The sequence below is a fragment of the Streptomyces sp. NPDC016677 genome, assembly GCF_055562815.1.
In genome coordinates this window covers 737,585-751,686 of record NZ_JBVHEO010000003.1, presented here as the reverse complement: position 1 = coordinate 751,686, position 14,102 = coordinate 737,585, and the positions used below count along the sequence as shown (strand labels likewise).

Below are 14,102 nucleotides of genomic sequence, written 5' to 3'. Positions count from 1 at the left end.
TCGGAGGCTTCGGGAGGACAGACGTCGACGATCATCTTGTGAACGTGCGCACAAGCGCTCGGCCATTGTGGCAAATCGCCGACGGGCCCGGCCGGGCGGGTGCGGACTCGGTTACCTTCGCAGATGTGGCGATGTTCCGACTTCAGAGCAGCAAGGTGCTCGCTGTCGACATGACCGGGGATGCCGTCAAGGCGAAGAACGGCTCCATGGTCGCGTACGACGGACAGATGAGCTTCAAGAAGCTGAGCGGCGGGGGTGAGGGGCTGCGCGGGATGGTGACGCGGCGGATCACCGGGGAGCAGATGACCGTGATGGAGGTGAAGGGGCACGGGACCTGCTGGTTCGCGGACCGGGCGTCCGAGATCAATCTGGTGGGGTTGCGGGGGGAGAAGCTGTACGTCGAGTCCAGCAACTTCCTCGCCGCCGAGGCCGGGCTGCGGACCGGGACCGAGTTCACCGGGCTGCGGGGCGCCTCGCAGGGCAACGGGCTGTTCACGACGACCGTCGAGGGGCACGGGCAGGCGGCGATCATGTCGGACGGGCCGGCGGTGGTGCTGCGGGTGAGCGCGCGGTATCCGCTGACCGTCGATCCGGGGGCGTACGTCGCCCATCAGGGGAATCTGCGGCAGTCCTTCCAGTCGGGCGTGACGTTCCGCACGGTCCTGGGGGAAGGCGGCGGGGAGGCCTTCCAGATCCGGTTCGAGGGGGACGGGCTGGTGTACGTCCAGCCCAGTGAGCGGAACACGATCGCGGGGGAGGTGTGACGTGGCGTTCCGGGAGATCAACGCGAAGATGGTCGAGGCGACCGTGGCGCCTGGGCAGCGGCTGTTCAGTCAGCGGGGGGCCATGCTGGCGTACCGGGGGGACGTCTCGTTCACGCCCAACCTGCGGGGCGGGCAGGGCGGGGTCATGTCGATGATCGGGCGCCGGGTCGCAGGCGAGGACACGCCGCTGATGACCGTGGAGGGCAGCGGGACCGTGCTGTTCGGGCACGGTGGGCACCATGTGCAGGTGATCCAGCTGGCCGGGGACACGCTGTACGTGGAGGCCGATCGGCTGCTGGCCTTCGAGGGGACCCTGGAGCAGGGCACCGTCTTCCTCGGCGCGCAGGGCGGGGTCATGGGGATGGTACGGGGGCAGGTCAGCGGACAGGGGCTGTTCACCACCTCGCTGAAGGGACACGGGGCCGTGGCCGTCATGGCGCACGGCGGGGTGATCGAGGTGCCGATCACCCCGCAGCGGCCCGTCCACGTCGATCCGCAGGCCTACGTCGCCCATCACGGTGACGTCCGCAACCGGCTGTCGACGGCGCTGGGGTGGCGGGACATGGTGGGGCGCGGGTCCGGTGAGGCGTTCCAGCTGGAGCTGAGCGGGAGTGGCGCGGTGTACGTGCAGGCGTCGGAGGAGAAGCTGTGAGCGTCGTTCATCATGACCCGGTGACGCTGCCGGTCGACGACAACGTCAACCCGTACACCTTCTGCGTGGAGCTGAAGGGGAGCCAGTGGTTCCTGCAGAAGGGGAAGATGATCGCCTACTACGGGGCGATCGAGTTCAACGGGATCGGGCTCGGGCGGCTGGACCGGCTGGTGAGGTCTTCGTTCCATTCGCCTTTGCACGCCGGCGACTGGGTGGTGGCGGAGGGGTCGGGCAAGATGCTCCTCGCCGACCGGGCCTTCGATGTGAACTCGTTCGACCTGGAGGACGGGAACCTGACCATTCGCTCGGGCAACCTGCTTGCTTTTCAGCCAAGTCTGGCACTGAAGCAGTCGATCGTTCCCGGGTTCCTGACACTGATCGGTACGGGCACGTTCGTGGCCGCGTCGAACGGGCCGGTGGTGTTCATGGAACCGCCGATCCGGGTGGACCCGCAGGCGCTGGTGGGATGGGCCGACTGCCCCTCGCCGTGCCACCACTACGACCACGGGTACATGACCGGGCTGATGGGCGGTCTACGTGCGATGACGGGCCTGGGCGGGGCGTCCGGGGAGGAGCACCAGTTCGAGTTCGTGGGGGCGGGGACGGTGCTGCTCCAGTCGAGCGAGGCGCTGATGGCGGAGCAGGCGGCCGGCGGTACGCCGCAGGAGCCCGGGGTGCCGGGCGGCGGGGCGCACGGGCCGCAGGGCGCGGCGCCCGGGTCACCGCGTCTTCCCGGACAGCTCGGAGACCTCCAGCGCCGCTTCGGGCTGTGAGCGGTACCCTGCGGAGGGTGACCTCGAACGCGTGCGCACCGCCACTCGATCACTCTTACTAGTTCGCCTTTCAACTTCTTAGGTAGACTTCATCCATGGAGACCGAGACGGCCACCCGCTGGCTGACCGATGCGGAGCAGTCCGCCTGGCGCACCCACCTGGAGGTCAACAAGCTGCTGACCTACCAGCTCGAAAAGGACCTTCAGCCGTTCGGCCTGACAATGAACGACTACGAGATCCTGGTGAACCTCTCCGAGTCGCCCGACGTGCGGATGCGGATGAGCGACCTCGCCACCGCCACCCTCCAGTCCAAGAGCCGCCTCTCGCACCAGATCACGCGCATGGAGAACGCCGATCTGGTACGGCGGGAGAACTGCGAGTCCGACCGCCGGGGGCTGTACGCGGTGCTCACCGAGCACGGCATGGCGACCATGCGGAAGGTCGCGCCGCACCACGTGGCGTCCGTGCGCAAGCACTTCATCGACCTGCTGTCCCCCGAGGCGCTGACCGAGCTGGACAAGGCGCTGCGGCCCATCGCCGATCATCTGCGGGGGCAGCGCGGCCGTCCCTGACCGTCGCTACGGGGCGGCGGGCAGGCGGAGTTCGAAGAGGGCGCCGCCCTGGGGGGCCTCGCGGACGGTGAGGGTGCCCTCGTGGCGTACGGCGACGTCCCGGGCGATCGCGAGGCCGAGGCCGGCACCGCCGTCGTCGCGGCTGCGGGCCGCGTCGAGGCGTACGAAGCGTTCGAAGATCCGGTCCCGGTCGGCGGCCGGGACGCCCTCGCCGTCGTCGGCGACCGCGACCACGGCCGTGTCGCCCTCGCGCCGTACGGAGACCTCGACCGTGGCGCGGGCGTGCCGCTGGGCGTTGTCCAGCAGGTTGGCCAGCACCCGGCCCAGTTGGCCCCGGGAGCCCTCGACCGTCACGTGCGGCTCCGACGACCGTACGGTCACCCCGGCCCGGCCCTCCGCCTGCTCCCGGGCGAGCGCGGCCAGGTCCACGGGGGCGTCGGCCGGGCGCTCCCCCGCGTCGAGGCGGGCGAGCAGCAGCAGGTCGGCGGCGAGCCGCTGGAGCCGTACGGTGTCCTCGACGGCTCCCTCGACGTCCAGCAACTCGGGGTGGGCGGCGCCCACTTCGAGCTGGGTGCGCAGGGACGCGATGGGGCTGCGCAGTTCGTGGGAGGCGTCCGCGACGAAGCGGCGCTGGCGTTCGACCGAGGTCTGGAGGGCCGCCAGGGTCTCGTTGGTGGTCAGGGCGAGGCGGGCGACCTCGTCGTGGGTGTCCGGTACCGGGACGCGGCGGGCCAGGTCCTCGGAGGCGGTGATCGCGGCCATCTCGCGCCGGATGCCCTCGACCGGGCGCAGCGCGCGCCGGGTGACCAGCCAGGTGACGGCGGCGACGACGGCCGCCAGGCACGGGAAGCCGATCAGCATGACGGTCAGCGCGGTGCGTACGGCGCCGTGTTCCGCGGAGAGCGGGGAGCCCGCGTACACGGTGAGGGTGCCGCGGTCGTCGGTCTCCACGGTGACGGCGGCGAAGCGGTAGTCCTCCGTGTCGCCGTCGATCGTCGCGGAGCCGTCGGTGATGGTCGTCCCTTCGCCGATCTCGCCGGGTTCCAGACCTTCGCCGTCGTCGCCGTCCTCGTCGTCCTCGTCGCCGGTGGTGGCGGCGGGCGACGGGCTCGGGCGGACGTCGTCCAGGCCGGTGCCGCTGATCCGCTCCAGGTCCTCGCTGGCGGCGACCAGCACGCCGTCCTCGCCGGCCACCTGCACCGGCCGGCCGTCCACGTCCAGGGACAGGTCGTCGTAGGGGGTGCCGGCGGCGAGCTGGGCGGCGACCTCCCGTGCGGAGCGCTCGGCCGAGGTGCCGGCCTCACCCAGCAGGTTCGAGCGCAGGGACAGCAGTACGGCGGTCCCGGCGGCGACCAGCGCCACGGCGACCACCAGGGTGGCGGCGAGCGTCGCGCGGGCCCGGACGGAGCCGAGGAGGCGGCTCATCGGCCCGCCTCCAGGCGGTATCCGGCGCCGCGGACGGTCACGATGAGCCCGGCGCGCAGCTTGCGCCGCAGGGCGCTGACGTACACCTCGACGATGTTCGGGTCGCCCTCGTAGGCGAAGTCCCACACGTGCTCCAGGATCTCGCCCTTGGAGACCACCTCGCCGGCCCGCACCACCAGTTGTTCCAGTACGGCGAACTCCCGCGCGGTCAGCGTCACCTCCTCGCCCGCGAGGAAGACCCGGCGGGCGGCCGTGTCGACCCTCAGGTCCCCGTGGACGTGCACCGGGGAGGCCCCGGGCCCCTGCCGCCTGCGCAGCAGCGCCTTGATCCGGGCGACGAGGACGACGTACGAGAAGGGTTTGGTGAGGTAGTCGTCCGCGCCCGTGTCCAGGCCCTCCGCCTCGTCGTACTCGCCGTCCTTGGCGGTCAGCATCAGGATCGGCACCTCGTGGCCGGCGGCGCGCAGGGCGGCGCAGACGCGGTAGCCGTTCATGCCGGGCAGCATGATGTCGAGGATCACCAGGTCGTAGGTGCCCTCACCGGCCCGGTGCAGGCCCTGAAGGCCGTCGTGGACGACGTCCACGGCATAGCCCTCGGCCGTCAGGCCCCGGGCCAGCGACAGGGCCAGTCGCTTCTCGTCCTCCACGATCAACAGGCGCATACAGGGAGGGTCGCAGAGGGCTCCTGAAGATTCCTTCAGGAGGCTTCAGGTTCCTCTCAGCGTCGGTCCGTGACAGTGAAGCCACGTCAGGGAGAAACGAACCGACTCGGGAGGAACTTCTCATGAAGCGCAACATCGTCATCGCCGCCGTCACGGCCGCCGCGCTGATCGGCGGGGGCACGGTCACGGCGGTCGCGGTCGGCGGGGAGAGCGGGGAAGGCCAGGGGGCCGTGTCGCGGACCGCGGAGGGCGTCCGGGCGGACGGCTCGGAGGACACGGCGGACGGTTCGGCGGTGACGGCGGCCGGTACGAAGGTGACGGCGGCCCAGGCGATCGCCGCCGCCCTGAAGGACACCTCCGGTACGGCTGTCTCCGCCGAGCTGGACGACGAGGACGACGAGGACGAGGCGGCCTCGTGGGACGTCGACGTCCTGGGCGGTGACGGCACCTGGCACAGCGTCCGGATCGACCCCGCCGACGGGTCGGTCCTCGGCTCCCGCACCGACGACGACGAGGACGACACCGGCGAGGTGCGGGCGGCGCTGAAGGGCGGCTCGGTCACCGCCGCCGAGGCCGCGCGGGCCGTGGCCGGCAAGGGCGCGGTGACCTCCGTCGACCTGGACGACGACGGCCGGGACAAGGGCTGGGAGGTCGAGACGCGCACCTCCGGCGAGGGCGAGCGGGAGTGGCGGGTCGGCCTGGACTCGGGCAAGGTCACGGCGGACCGGGACGACGACTCCGACCACGACGACAACGGCCGTGACGACAACGGCCGTGACGACGACCACCACGACGACGGCCACGGCAGCTCCGACGACGACGGCGACTCCGACGACTGACGACGACTGACGAGGGCGGCGGCAACGGCGATGACGACGGCGGCCGGTAGGCGGCACGGAGGCACCAGCCGCCCGTCAGCCCGCCGTCCCCGCCGCCGTCCCCTCCGTCAGCCCCGCCACCAGTTCGTCCGCCGCCCGGTACGGGTCCAGCTCCCCCGCCACGATCCGTTCCGCCAGCGCTCCCAGGCGACGGTCGCCGTGCAGGTCGCCGATGCGTTCGCGCAGGGCCGTCACCGCGATGGTCTCCACCTCACGGGCGGCCCGGGCCCGGCGCCGTTCGGTGAGCAGGCCCCGCTCCTCCATCCACGCCCGGTGCTTCTCCAGCGCCTCGACGACCTCGTCCGTCCCCTCGCCGCGCGCCGCGACCGTCTTGACGATGGGCGGGCGCCAGTCGCCGGGGGCGCGGGAGTCGCCGAGGCCCAGCATGTGGTTCAGCTCGCGCGCGGTGGCGTCCGCCCCCTCGCGGTCGGCCTTGTTGACGACGTACACGTCGCCGATCTCCAGGATCCCGGCCTTGGCCGCCTGGATGCCGTCGCCCATGCCGGGGGCGAGCAGGACGACGGAGGTGTCGGCCTGGGAGGCGATCTCCACCTCCGACTGGCCGACACCGACCGTCTCGACGAGGATCACGTCGCAGCCCGCCGCGTCCAGGACGCGGATCGCCTGCGGCGCGGCCCAGGCGAGGCCGCCGAGGTGGCCCCGGGTCGCCATGGAGCGGATGTAGACGCCGGGGTCGGAGGTGTGGTCGCCCATCCGGACCCGGTCGCCGAGCAGGGCGCCGCCGGAGAAGGGGGAGGAGGGGTCGACGGCCAGGACGCCGACCCGCTTGCCCTGCTTGCGGTAGGCCGCCACCAGCGCCGAGGCCGACGTCGACTTGCCGACGCCCGGTGATCCGGTGAGGCCGACGACGTACGCCCCTCCGGTCAGCGGGGCCAGGGCCGCCATGACCTCGCGGAGTTGGCCGGACGCCCCCTCCACCAGGGAGACGAGCCGGGCCACGGCACGCGGCCGGCCTTCCCTGGCCTGGGCCACCAGCGCGGAGACGTCCTGCATGCGCACAGCTCCCTTCGGACGCGGTCAGGCCTTGGGTACCCGGACGATCAGCGCGTCACCCTGACCGCCGCCGCCGCACAGGGCCGCCGCGCCGGTGCCGCCGCCGCGCCGCTTCAGCTCCAGCGCGAGATGGAGTACGAGGCGGGCGCCGGACATGCCGATGGGGTGGCCGAGGGCGATGGCGCCGCCGTTCACGTTCACCTTTTCGGAGGAGACGCCGAGGTCCTTCATTGACTGCGCGGCGACCGCCGCGAACGCCTCGTTGATCTCGATCAGGTCGAGGTCGGAGACGTCCAGGCCCTCCTTGCCGAGCGCGTGCCGGATCGCGTTCGACGGCTGCGACTGCAAAGAGTTGTCCGGCCCGGCCACATTGCCGTGGGCGCCGATCTCGGCCAGCCAGTCCAGACCCAGTTCCTCGGCCTTGGCCCGGCTCATCACGACCACGGCCGCCGCACCGTCGGAGATCTGCGAGGAGGAGCCGGCGGTGATCGTGCCGTCCTTCGTGAACGCCGGGCGCAGCCGGGCGAGCGACTCGGCGGTGGTGTCGGGGCGGATGCCCTCGTCGGTGGCGCACAGCACCGGGTCGCCCTTGCGCTGGGGAATCTCCACCGGCGTGATCTCGGCCTCGAAGATCCCGTTCTTCTGGGCCGCCGCCGCCCGCTGGTGGGAGAGGGCGGCGATCTCGTCCTGCTCGGCGCGGGTGAGGCCGAGGCGGGTGTTGTGCTTCTCGGTGGACTCGCCCATCGCGATGTTCTCGAAGGAGTCGGTCAGACCGTCGTACGCCATCGCGTCGATCATCTCGATCGCGCCGTACTTGAAGCCCTCGCGGGACCCCGGCAGCAGGTGCGGGGCGTTGGTCATGGACTCCTGGCCGCCGGCCACGACGATGTCGAACTCGCCGGCCCGGATCAGCTGGTCGGCCAGCGCGATGGCGTCGAGACCGGAGAGGCAGACCTTGTTGACGGTGAGCGCCGGGACGTTCATCGGGATGCCGGCCTTGACGGCGGCCTGCCGGGCCGGGATCTGTCCGGCACCCGCCTGGAGCACCTGGCCCATGATCACGTACTGGACCTGGTCGCCGCCGATCCCCGCACGGTCGAGGGCGGCCTTGATCGCGAAGCCGCCGAGGTCGGCCCCGGAGAAGGACTTCAGGGAGCCGAGGAGGCGTCCCATGGGGGTGCGCGCACCCGCGACGATCACCGAGCTGTTCGTAGTGGAAGCCATGAGCTGCGATCTCCTTACCGGCCTGCGCGGCCGAGGAGTGAACGAGGGTTTACTCGAAGGTACCGAGCGGTATGCCACCCGTCATCGGGCCGTCGGTGTGATCGCGCGCACGTTGCGTGACCGCCCGTACAGCGCTCCACTGAACCCATGCTGACGCGGATCGACCACATCGGAATCGCCTGTCATGATCTCGACGCGACCGTCGAGTTCTACCGGACCACCTACGGCTTCGAGGTGTTCCACACCGAGGTGAACGAGGAGCAGGGCGTACGCGAGGCCATGCTCAAGATCAACGATACGTCGGACGGGGGATCCTCGTACCTCCAGTTGCTGGAGCCGACCCGGGAGGACTCCGCCGTGGGCAAGTGGCTGGCCAAGAACGGGGAGGGCGTGCATCACATCGCCTTCGGGACGGCGGACGTCGACGGGGACGCGGCGGACATCCGGGAGAAGGGCGTCCGTGTGCTGTACGACGAGCCGCGCCGGGGTTCGATGGGGTCGCGGATCACCTTCCTGCATCCGAAGGACTGTCATGGCGTACTCACAGAACTGGTCACATCGGCGGCTGTTGAGTCACCTGAGCACTGACCCTCGTACATAGGGGCCGGTAGGGTTGGGTGCGGTCGCCGCTCGATCCAGGGTGACCCGGCCCCGTCGGCGACGGTGGGGCCGTAGCCGGGGTCCGGGTTTCGGGGGACGAGCGCCGGGGCAGCAGCACATGCTCCGCCGTTGATCTGACACCATTCCCCGGGGGCCCCGTTCGGCGGACGGCCGGGGTTCGTTCGGAGAGTGTTGCGACCAGGGGACGGATGGGACCGCGCAGTGCGGGGCTACGAGAGCCAGGAGCGAGAGCCGGCGGCTGACGTCGACCACCTCTCTCGGTTCGAGGCCGAGATGAAGCGGCTGAAGACCGAGCGGGAAAAGGCGATCCAGCACGCCGAGGACCTCGGCTACCAGGTCGAGGTGCTGCGCGCCAAGCTGCACGAGGCGCGGCGCACCATCATGTCCCGGCCCGCCTTCGACGGCGGCGATCTCGGGTACCGCGCCGAGCAGTTGCTGCGCGACGCGCAGGTGCAGGCCGACCAGATCCGGGCGGACGCCGAGCGTGAGCTGAGCCAGGCCCGCGCGCAGACCCAGCGCATCCTCCAGGAGCACGCCGAGCAGGCGGCCCGGCTCCAGGCGGAGCTGCACCAGGAGGCGGTCAACCGGCGCCAGCAGCTCGACCAGGAGCTGGCCGAGCGCCGGCAGACCGTCGAGAGCCACGTCAACGAGAACGTGGCGTGGGCCGAGCAGCTGCGCGCCCGTACCGAGCAGCAGGCCCGCCGGCTCCTGGACGAGTCCCGGGCCGAGGCCGAGCAGGCCATGAGCGCCGCCCGCGCGGAGGCCGAGCGGCTGACCGCCGAGGCCCGGCAGCGGCTGCGCGGCGAAGCGGAGGCCGCGCGGGCCGAGGCCGAGCAACTGCTGCGCCGCGCCCGCGCGGACGCCGAGCGGCTGCTGAACACGGCCGCGGGCCAGGCCCAGGAGGCCACCGACCACGCCGAGCGGCTGCGCAGCACCACCGCCACCGAGTCCGAGGAGGCCCGCCGCCGCGCCCAGGAGCTGAGCCGGACCGCCGAGCAGCGGATGGCCGAGGCCGAGGAGGCCCTGCGCAAGGCGCAGAGCGAGGCCCAGAAGGTGGTCACCGAGGCCGAGGAGGCCGCCGCCAAGGCCCTGGCGAGCGCCGAGGCGGCCAACGAGACGCGGACGCGGACGGCGAAGGAGCAGGTCGCCCGGCTGGTCGGCGAGGCCACCAAGGAGGCCGAGGCCACCAAGGAGGAGGCCGAGCAGGTCGTCGCGGACGCCCGCGCGGAGGCCGAGAAGATCGTCGCCGAGGCCGCCGAGAAGGCCCGTACGATCACCGCCGAGGAGACCGCGAGCCAGCTCTCCAAGGCGGCCCGGACCGCCGAGGAGGTGCTCAACAAGGCGTCCGAGGAGGCCAAGCGGACCACCAAGGCCGCCACCGAGGAGGCCGAGCGGATCCGCACCGAGGCGGAGGCCGAGGCGGACCGGCTGCGCGCCGAGGCGCACGACATCGCCGAGGAGCTCAAGGGCGCGGCGAAGGACGACACCAAGGAGTACCGGGCCAAGACGGTCGAGCTGCAGGAGGAGGCGCGGCGGCTGCGCGGCGAGGCCGAGCAGTTGCGCGCCGACGCGGTCGCCGAGGGCGAGAAGATCCGCGCCGAGGCCCGCAAGGAGGCCGTCCAGCAGATCGAGGAGGCGGCCAAGTCCGCCGAGGAGCTGCTCGCCAAGGCCAAGGCGGACGCCGAGGAGCTGCGGCAGACCGCGACCACGGACAGCGAGAAGGTCCGCACCGAGGCGATCGAGCGGGCCACGACGCTGCGCCGGCAGGCCGAGGAGACCCTGGAGCGTACGCGGGCGGAGGCCGAGCGGCACCGCGCGGAGGCCGTCGAGGCGGCCGAGGAGCTGCGGGCGGACGCCGAGCGCGCCGCCGCCGAGCTGCGCGAGGAGACCGAGCGGGGCGTCGAGGCCCGCAGGGCGGAGGCCGCCGAGGAGCTGACCCGGCTCCAGACGGAGGCCGAGGAGCGGCTCACCGCGGCCGAGCAGGCGCTGGCCGAGGCCCGCGAGGAGGCCGGCCGGATCCGCCGGGAGGCCGCCGAGGAGGCCGAGCGGCAGCGCGTCGAGGCGGCCGAGCGGATCCGTACGCTCCAGCAGCAGGCCGAGGAGGAGGCCGAGCGGCTGCGCGACGAGGCCGCGGCCGACGCCTCCGCCTCCCGCGCGGAGGGCGAGGCCGTCGCCGTACGCCTGCGGTCCGAGGCGGCGAGCGAGGCCGAGCGGCTGAAGTCGGAGGCGCAGGAGAGCGCCGACCGGGTGCGGGCGGAGGCGCAGAGCGCCGCCGAGCGGATCGCCGCCGAGGCGTCCGAGACCCTGGCCGCCGCCCAGGAGGAGGCCGCCCGGCGCCGCCGCGAGGCGGAGGAGCTGCTCGGCTCGGCCCGCCAGGAGGCCGGGCAGGAGCGGGAGCGGGCCCGGGAGCAGAGCGAGGAGCTGCTGGCCTCGGCGCGCACCCGCGTGGAGGAGGCGCAGGCCGAGGCGGTCCGGCTGGTCGAGGAGGCGGACCGGCGGGCCACCGAGATGGTGTCGGCGGCCGAGCAGCACGCCACCCAGGTACGGGACTCCGTCGCGGGGCTGCACGAGCAGGCCCAGGAGGAGATCGCCGGGCTGCGCAGCGCCGCCGAGCACGCGGCGGACCGCGCCCGGCGCGAGGCCGAACAGGAGGCGGACCGGGTCCGCGCCGACGCCTACGCCGAGCGGGAGCGGGCGAGCGAGGACGCGACCCGGCTGCGGCGCGAGGCGCGGGACGAGACGGAGGCCGCCAAGGCGCTCGCCGAGCGGACCGTGTCCGAGGCGATCGCCGAGGCCGACCGCGTCCGCGCGGACGTCGCCGAGCACGCCCAGCGGGTGCGCACCGAGGCGTCGGACACCATCGCCGAGGCCGAGCAGAGCGCGGCGCGCACCCGGGCGGACGCCCGCGAGGACGCCAACCGCATCCGGTCCGACGCGGCGACGCAGGCGGACACGCTCATCACCGAGGCCCGGTCCGAGGCCGAGCGGCTGACGGCGGAGACGGTCGCGGAGACGGACCGGCTGCGCGCCGAGACGGTCGCCGAGACCGACCGGATGCGGGCCGAGGCGTCGAAGACGCTCAGCGATGCCGAGGAGGCCGCGACCCGCGCCCGCACCGAGGCCCGGGAGGACGCCAACCGGCTGCGCCAGGACGCGGCGGAGCAGGCGGACCGGCTGATCACCGAGGCCCGGTCCGAGGCGGAGCGGCTGACCGCGGAGACCCTCGACGACACCGACCGGCTGCGCACGGAGACCGTCGCGGAGGCCGAGCGGGTCCGTACGGAGGCGCTGGCCGAGGCCGAGCGGGTACGGAGCGAGGCGGCGGCCCGGGCCGACCAGGTGCTGTCGGAGGCCGCCGGGGAGGCGGAGCGGCTGCGTGCCGAGGCCGCCGAGACGGTGGGTTCCGCGCAGCAGCACGCCGAGCGGATCCGTGCCGAGGCGCAGCGGGCCGAGGCGGAGGCGGCGGCGGAGGCCGAGCGGGTGACGACGGCCGCCCGCGAGGAGGCCGAACGCGCCCTGGACGAGGCCCGCAAGGAGGCCAACAAGCGGCGCTCGGAGGCGGCCGAGCAGGTCGACAAGCTCATCACGGAGACCACGGCCGAGGCCGACAAGCTGCTCACCGAGGCCCGGCAGCAGGCGCAGAAGACCACCGCGGAGGCGGAGGGGCAGGCCGACACGATGGTCGGCGTGGCCCGTGCCGAGGCCGACCGGATCGTGGCCGAGGCGACGGTCGAGGGCAACACCCGGGTGGAGAAGGCCCGTACCGACGCCGACGAGCTGCTGGTCGGCGCCCGCCGGGACGCCACCGCCATCCGGGAGCGCGCGGAGGAGCTGCGCGACCGGCTCACCAGTGAGATCGAGGAGCTGCACGAGCGGGCGCGGCGGGAGGCCGCCGAGACGATGAAGTCGGCCGGCGACCGGTGCGACGCGCTGGTCAAGGCCGCCGAGGAGCAGCTCGCCAAGGCGGAGGCGAAGGCCAAGGAGATCGTCTCGGAGGCCAACTCCGAGGCGGGCAAGGTGCGTATCGCCGCGGTGAAGAAGGCCGAGGGGCTGCTCAAGGAGGCCGAGCAGAAGAAGGCCAAGCTGGTGAAGGAGGCCGAGGAGCTGAAGGCCGAGGCGGTCCGCGAGGCCCGTCGCACGGTCGAGGAGGGCAAGCGCGAACTGGAGATCCTGGTCCGGCGCCGCGAGGACATCAACGCGGAGATCTCCCGGGTGCAGGACGTGCTGGAGGCGCTGGAGTCCTTCGAGGCACCGGCCGGGGGCAAGGACGCCGGGGTCAAGGCCGGAGCGACGGTCGGGGCCCCTCGTTCGGGTGGCAAGTCGTCAGACGGGTAGCGTTGAGGGCGGCTTCGGTGTCTCCTGAGGCCTTTGGTCGGCACTCTCGGCTAGAGCTTTGACCAAAACTTGAGCGAGCCATCGGCGTGTCCGCCACTCAAAAGAGGTGTCATTCTCCAGATCAAACACGCATCCGCTCGATTACACACCGCGTTGGCCCCTAGGATTCCACCTATCACCTCACCGGTCTCATTCGACAGGAACCCCATGAGCGACACTTCCCCCTACGGCTTCGAGCTTGTGCGGCGTGGGTACGACCGCGCTCAGGTGGACGAACGAATCTCCAAGCTCGTCTCCGACCGTGACAGCGCTCTCGCCCGCATCACCGCTCTGGAAAAGCGCATCGAGGAGCTTCACCTCGAAACGCAGAACGCCCAGGCCCAGGTCTCCGACGCCGAGCCGTCGTACGCCGGGCTCGGCGCGCGGGTCGAGAAGATCCTGCGGCTCGCCGAGGAAGAGGCGAAGGAACTGCGCGAGGAGGCCCGGCGCGCGGCGGAACAGCACCGCGAGCTGGCCGAGTCGGCCGCCCAGCAGGTGCGCAACGACGCCGAGTCGTACGCGACCGACCGCAAGGCCAAGGCGGAGGACGAGGGCGTCCGGATCGTCGAGAAGGCCAAGAGTGACGCCTCGCAGCTGCGTGCCGAGGCCCAGAAGGACGCGCAGTCCAAGCGCGAGGAGGCCGACGCCCTCTTCGAGGAGACCCGCGCCAAGGCCGCGCAGGCCGCCGCCGACTTCGAGACCAACCTGGCCAAGCGGCGCGAGCAGTCCGAGCGCGACCTGGCCTCCCGTCAGGCCAAGGCCGAGAAGCGCCTCGCGGAGATCGAGCACCGCGCGGAGCAGCTCCGGCTGGAGGCGGAGAAGCTGCGCACGGACGCCGAGCGCCGCGCCCGCCAGACCGTGGAGACGGCGCAGCGCCAGGCCGAGGACATCGTGGCCGACGCCAACGCCAAGGCCGACCGCATCCGTTCGGAATCCGAGCGCGAGCTGGCCGCCCTCACCAACCGCCGCGACTCCATCAACGCGCAGCTCACCAACGTGCGCGAGATGCTGGCGACCCTCACGGGCGCCGCGGTGGCCGCCGCCGGCTCGTCCACCGACGACGACTCCATCTCCCGCGGAGTGCCCGCCCAGCAGTCCCGCTGACGTCCACACCCGGGTCGGACCATTGACGTAGCCCTCTGC

At 72.6% G+C, this 14,102-nt stretch carries 12 protein-coding genes; 8 read left to right on the top strand and 4 right to left on the bottom strand.

Annotation, left to right across the window (positions count from 1 at the left end):
* Positions 1–131 precede the first annotated feature (131 nt).
* The 4 genes from ACZ3IG_RS13215 (at position 132) to ACZ3IG_RS13200 (ending at position 2,761) form a co-directional block, all read left to right on the top strand.
* Positions 132–764 (top strand): AIM24 family protein, encoded by a 633-nt coding sequence (locus ACZ3IG_RS13215; protein WP_467431543.1) that lies wholly within the window; start codon positions 132–134, stop codon positions 762–764.
* Position 765: 1 nt separating this feature from the next.
* Complete coding sequence (locus ACZ3IG_RS13210) at positions 766–1,416, top strand: AIM24 family protein (protein ID WP_467431541.1); 651 nt, start codon at positions 766–768, stop codon at positions 1,414–1,416.
* Entirely contained in the window at positions 1,413–2,189 is a 777-nt protein-coding gene (locus ACZ3IG_RS13205; RefSeq protein ID WP_467431540.1) for an AIM24 family protein, read from the top strand. The genes ACZ3IG_RS13210 and ACZ3IG_RS13205 overlap by 4 nt, the downstream gene beginning before the upstream one ends.
* Before the next feature lie 95 nt (positions 2,190–2,284).
* A complete protein-coding gene (locus tag ACZ3IG_RS13200; protein WP_467431539.1) occupies positions 2,285–2,761 on the top strand; it encodes a MarR family winged helix-turn-helix transcriptional regulator in 477 nt (158 codons plus the stop codon).
* A gap of 6 nt (positions 2,762–2,767) precedes the next feature.
* Here the strand turns inward: ACZ3IG_RS13200 and ACZ3IG_RS13195 are convergent, their stop codons facing one another.
* Positions 2,768–4,186: an ATP-binding protein gene (locus ACZ3IG_RS13195; protein ID WP_467431538.1), complete on the bottom strand. Its 1,419-nt coding sequence runs from the start codon at positions 4,184–4,186 to the stop codon at positions 2,768–2,770.
* On the bottom strand, positions 4,183–4,848 hold the full coding sequence (locus tag ACZ3IG_RS13190; protein ID WP_467431536.1) for a response regulator transcription factor: 666 nt from the start codon (positions 4,846–4,848) through the stop codon (positions 4,183–4,185). The genes ACZ3IG_RS13195 and ACZ3IG_RS13190 overlap by 4 nt, the downstream gene beginning before the upstream one ends.
* A 122-nt stretch (positions 4,849–4,970) precedes the next feature.
* On the opposite strand from ACZ3IG_RS13190, the gene ACZ3IG_RS13185 reads away from it, so the two are divergent.
* On the top strand, positions 4,971–5,687 hold the full coding sequence (locus ACZ3IG_RS13185) for a PepSY domain-containing protein (RefSeq protein ID WP_467431533.1): 717 nt from the start codon (positions 4,971–4,973) through the stop codon (positions 5,685–5,687).
* Between the two features lie 75 nt (positions 5,688–5,762).
* On the opposite strand, the gene meaB is transcribed toward ACZ3IG_RS13185, so the two are convergent.
* Both meaB and ACZ3IG_RS13175 read right to left on the bottom strand, forming a co-directional pair.
* Positions 5,763–6,740: a methylmalonyl Co-A mutase-associated GTPase MeaB gene (gene meaB / locus ACZ3IG_RS13180; protein WP_467431531.1), complete on the bottom strand. Its 978-nt coding sequence runs from the start codon at positions 6,738–6,740 to the stop codon at positions 5,763–5,765.
* Between the two features lie 24 nt (positions 6,741–6,764).
* Positions 6,765–7,964, bottom strand: a complete 1,200-nt coding sequence (locus ACZ3IG_RS13175) for an acetyl-CoA C-acetyltransferase (protein ID WP_467431530.1) — start codon at positions 7,962–7,964, stop codon at positions 6,765–6,767.
* A 147-nt stretch (positions 7,965–8,111) separates the two neighbouring features.
* On the opposite strand from ACZ3IG_RS13175, the gene mce reads away from it, so the two are divergent.
* The 3 genes from mce (at position 8,112) to ACZ3IG_RS13160 (ending at position 14,063) form a co-directional block, all read left to right on the top strand.
* Complete coding sequence (gene mce / locus ACZ3IG_RS13170; protein WP_467431528.1) at positions 8,112–8,552, top strand: methylmalonyl-CoA epimerase; 441 nt, start codon at positions 8,112–8,114, stop codon at positions 8,550–8,552.
* A 234-nt stretch (positions 8,553–8,786) separates the two neighbouring features.
* On the top strand, positions 8,787–12,920 hold the full coding sequence (scy, locus tag ACZ3IG_RS13165; protein WP_467431527.1) for a polarized growth protein Scy: 4,134 nt from the start codon (positions 8,787–8,789) through the stop codon (positions 12,918–12,920).
* Between the two features lie 207 nt (positions 12,921–13,127).
* Positions 13,128–14,063, top strand: coding sequence for a coiled-coil domain-containing protein (locus tag ACZ3IG_RS13160; RefSeq protein ID WP_215165713.1), 936 nt, complete (start codon positions 13,128–13,130; stop codon positions 14,061–14,063).
* The last annotated feature ends 39 nt before the right edge of the window (positions 14,064–14,102 follow it).

Excerpts from the sequence above, each read along its gene's own strand:
- ACZ3IG_RS13195 (WP_467431538.1), bottom strand. The coding sequence starts at position 4,186 with ATGAGCCGCCTCCTCGGCTCCGTCCGGGCCCGCGCGACGCTCGCCGCC.
- ACZ3IG_RS13160 (WP_215165713.1), top strand. The coding sequence starts at position 13,128 with ATGAGCGACACTTCCCCCTACGGCTTCGAGCTTGTGCGGCGTGGGTAC.
- ACZ3IG_RS13200 (WP_467431539.1), top strand. The coding sequence starts at position 2,285 with ATGGAGACCGAGACGGCCACCCGCTGGCTGACCGATGCGGAGCAGTCC.
- mce (WP_467431528.1), top strand. The coding sequence starts at position 8,112 with ATGCTGACGCGGATCGACCACATCGGAATCGCCTGTCATGATCTCGAC.
- ACZ3IG_RS13185 (WP_467431533.1), top strand. The coding sequence starts at position 4,971 with ATGAAGCGCAACATCGTCATCGCCGCCGTCACGGCCGCCGCGCTGATC.
- ACZ3IG_RS13190 (WP_467431536.1), bottom strand. The coding sequence starts at position 4,848 with ATGCGCCTGTTGATCGTGGAGGACGAGAAGCGACTGGCCCTGTCGCTG.
- ACZ3IG_RS13175 (WP_467431530.1), bottom strand. The coding sequence starts at position 7,964 with ATGGCTTCCACTACGAACAGCTCGGTGATCGTCGCGGGTGCGCGCACC.
- meaB (WP_467431531.1), bottom strand. The coding sequence starts at position 6,740 with ATGCAGGACGTCTCCGCGCTGGTGGCCCAGGCCAGGGAAGGCCGGCCG.
- ACZ3IG_RS13215 (WP_467431543.1), top strand. The coding sequence starts at position 132 with ATGTTCCGACTTCAGAGCAGCAAGGTGCTCGCTGTCGACATGACCGGG.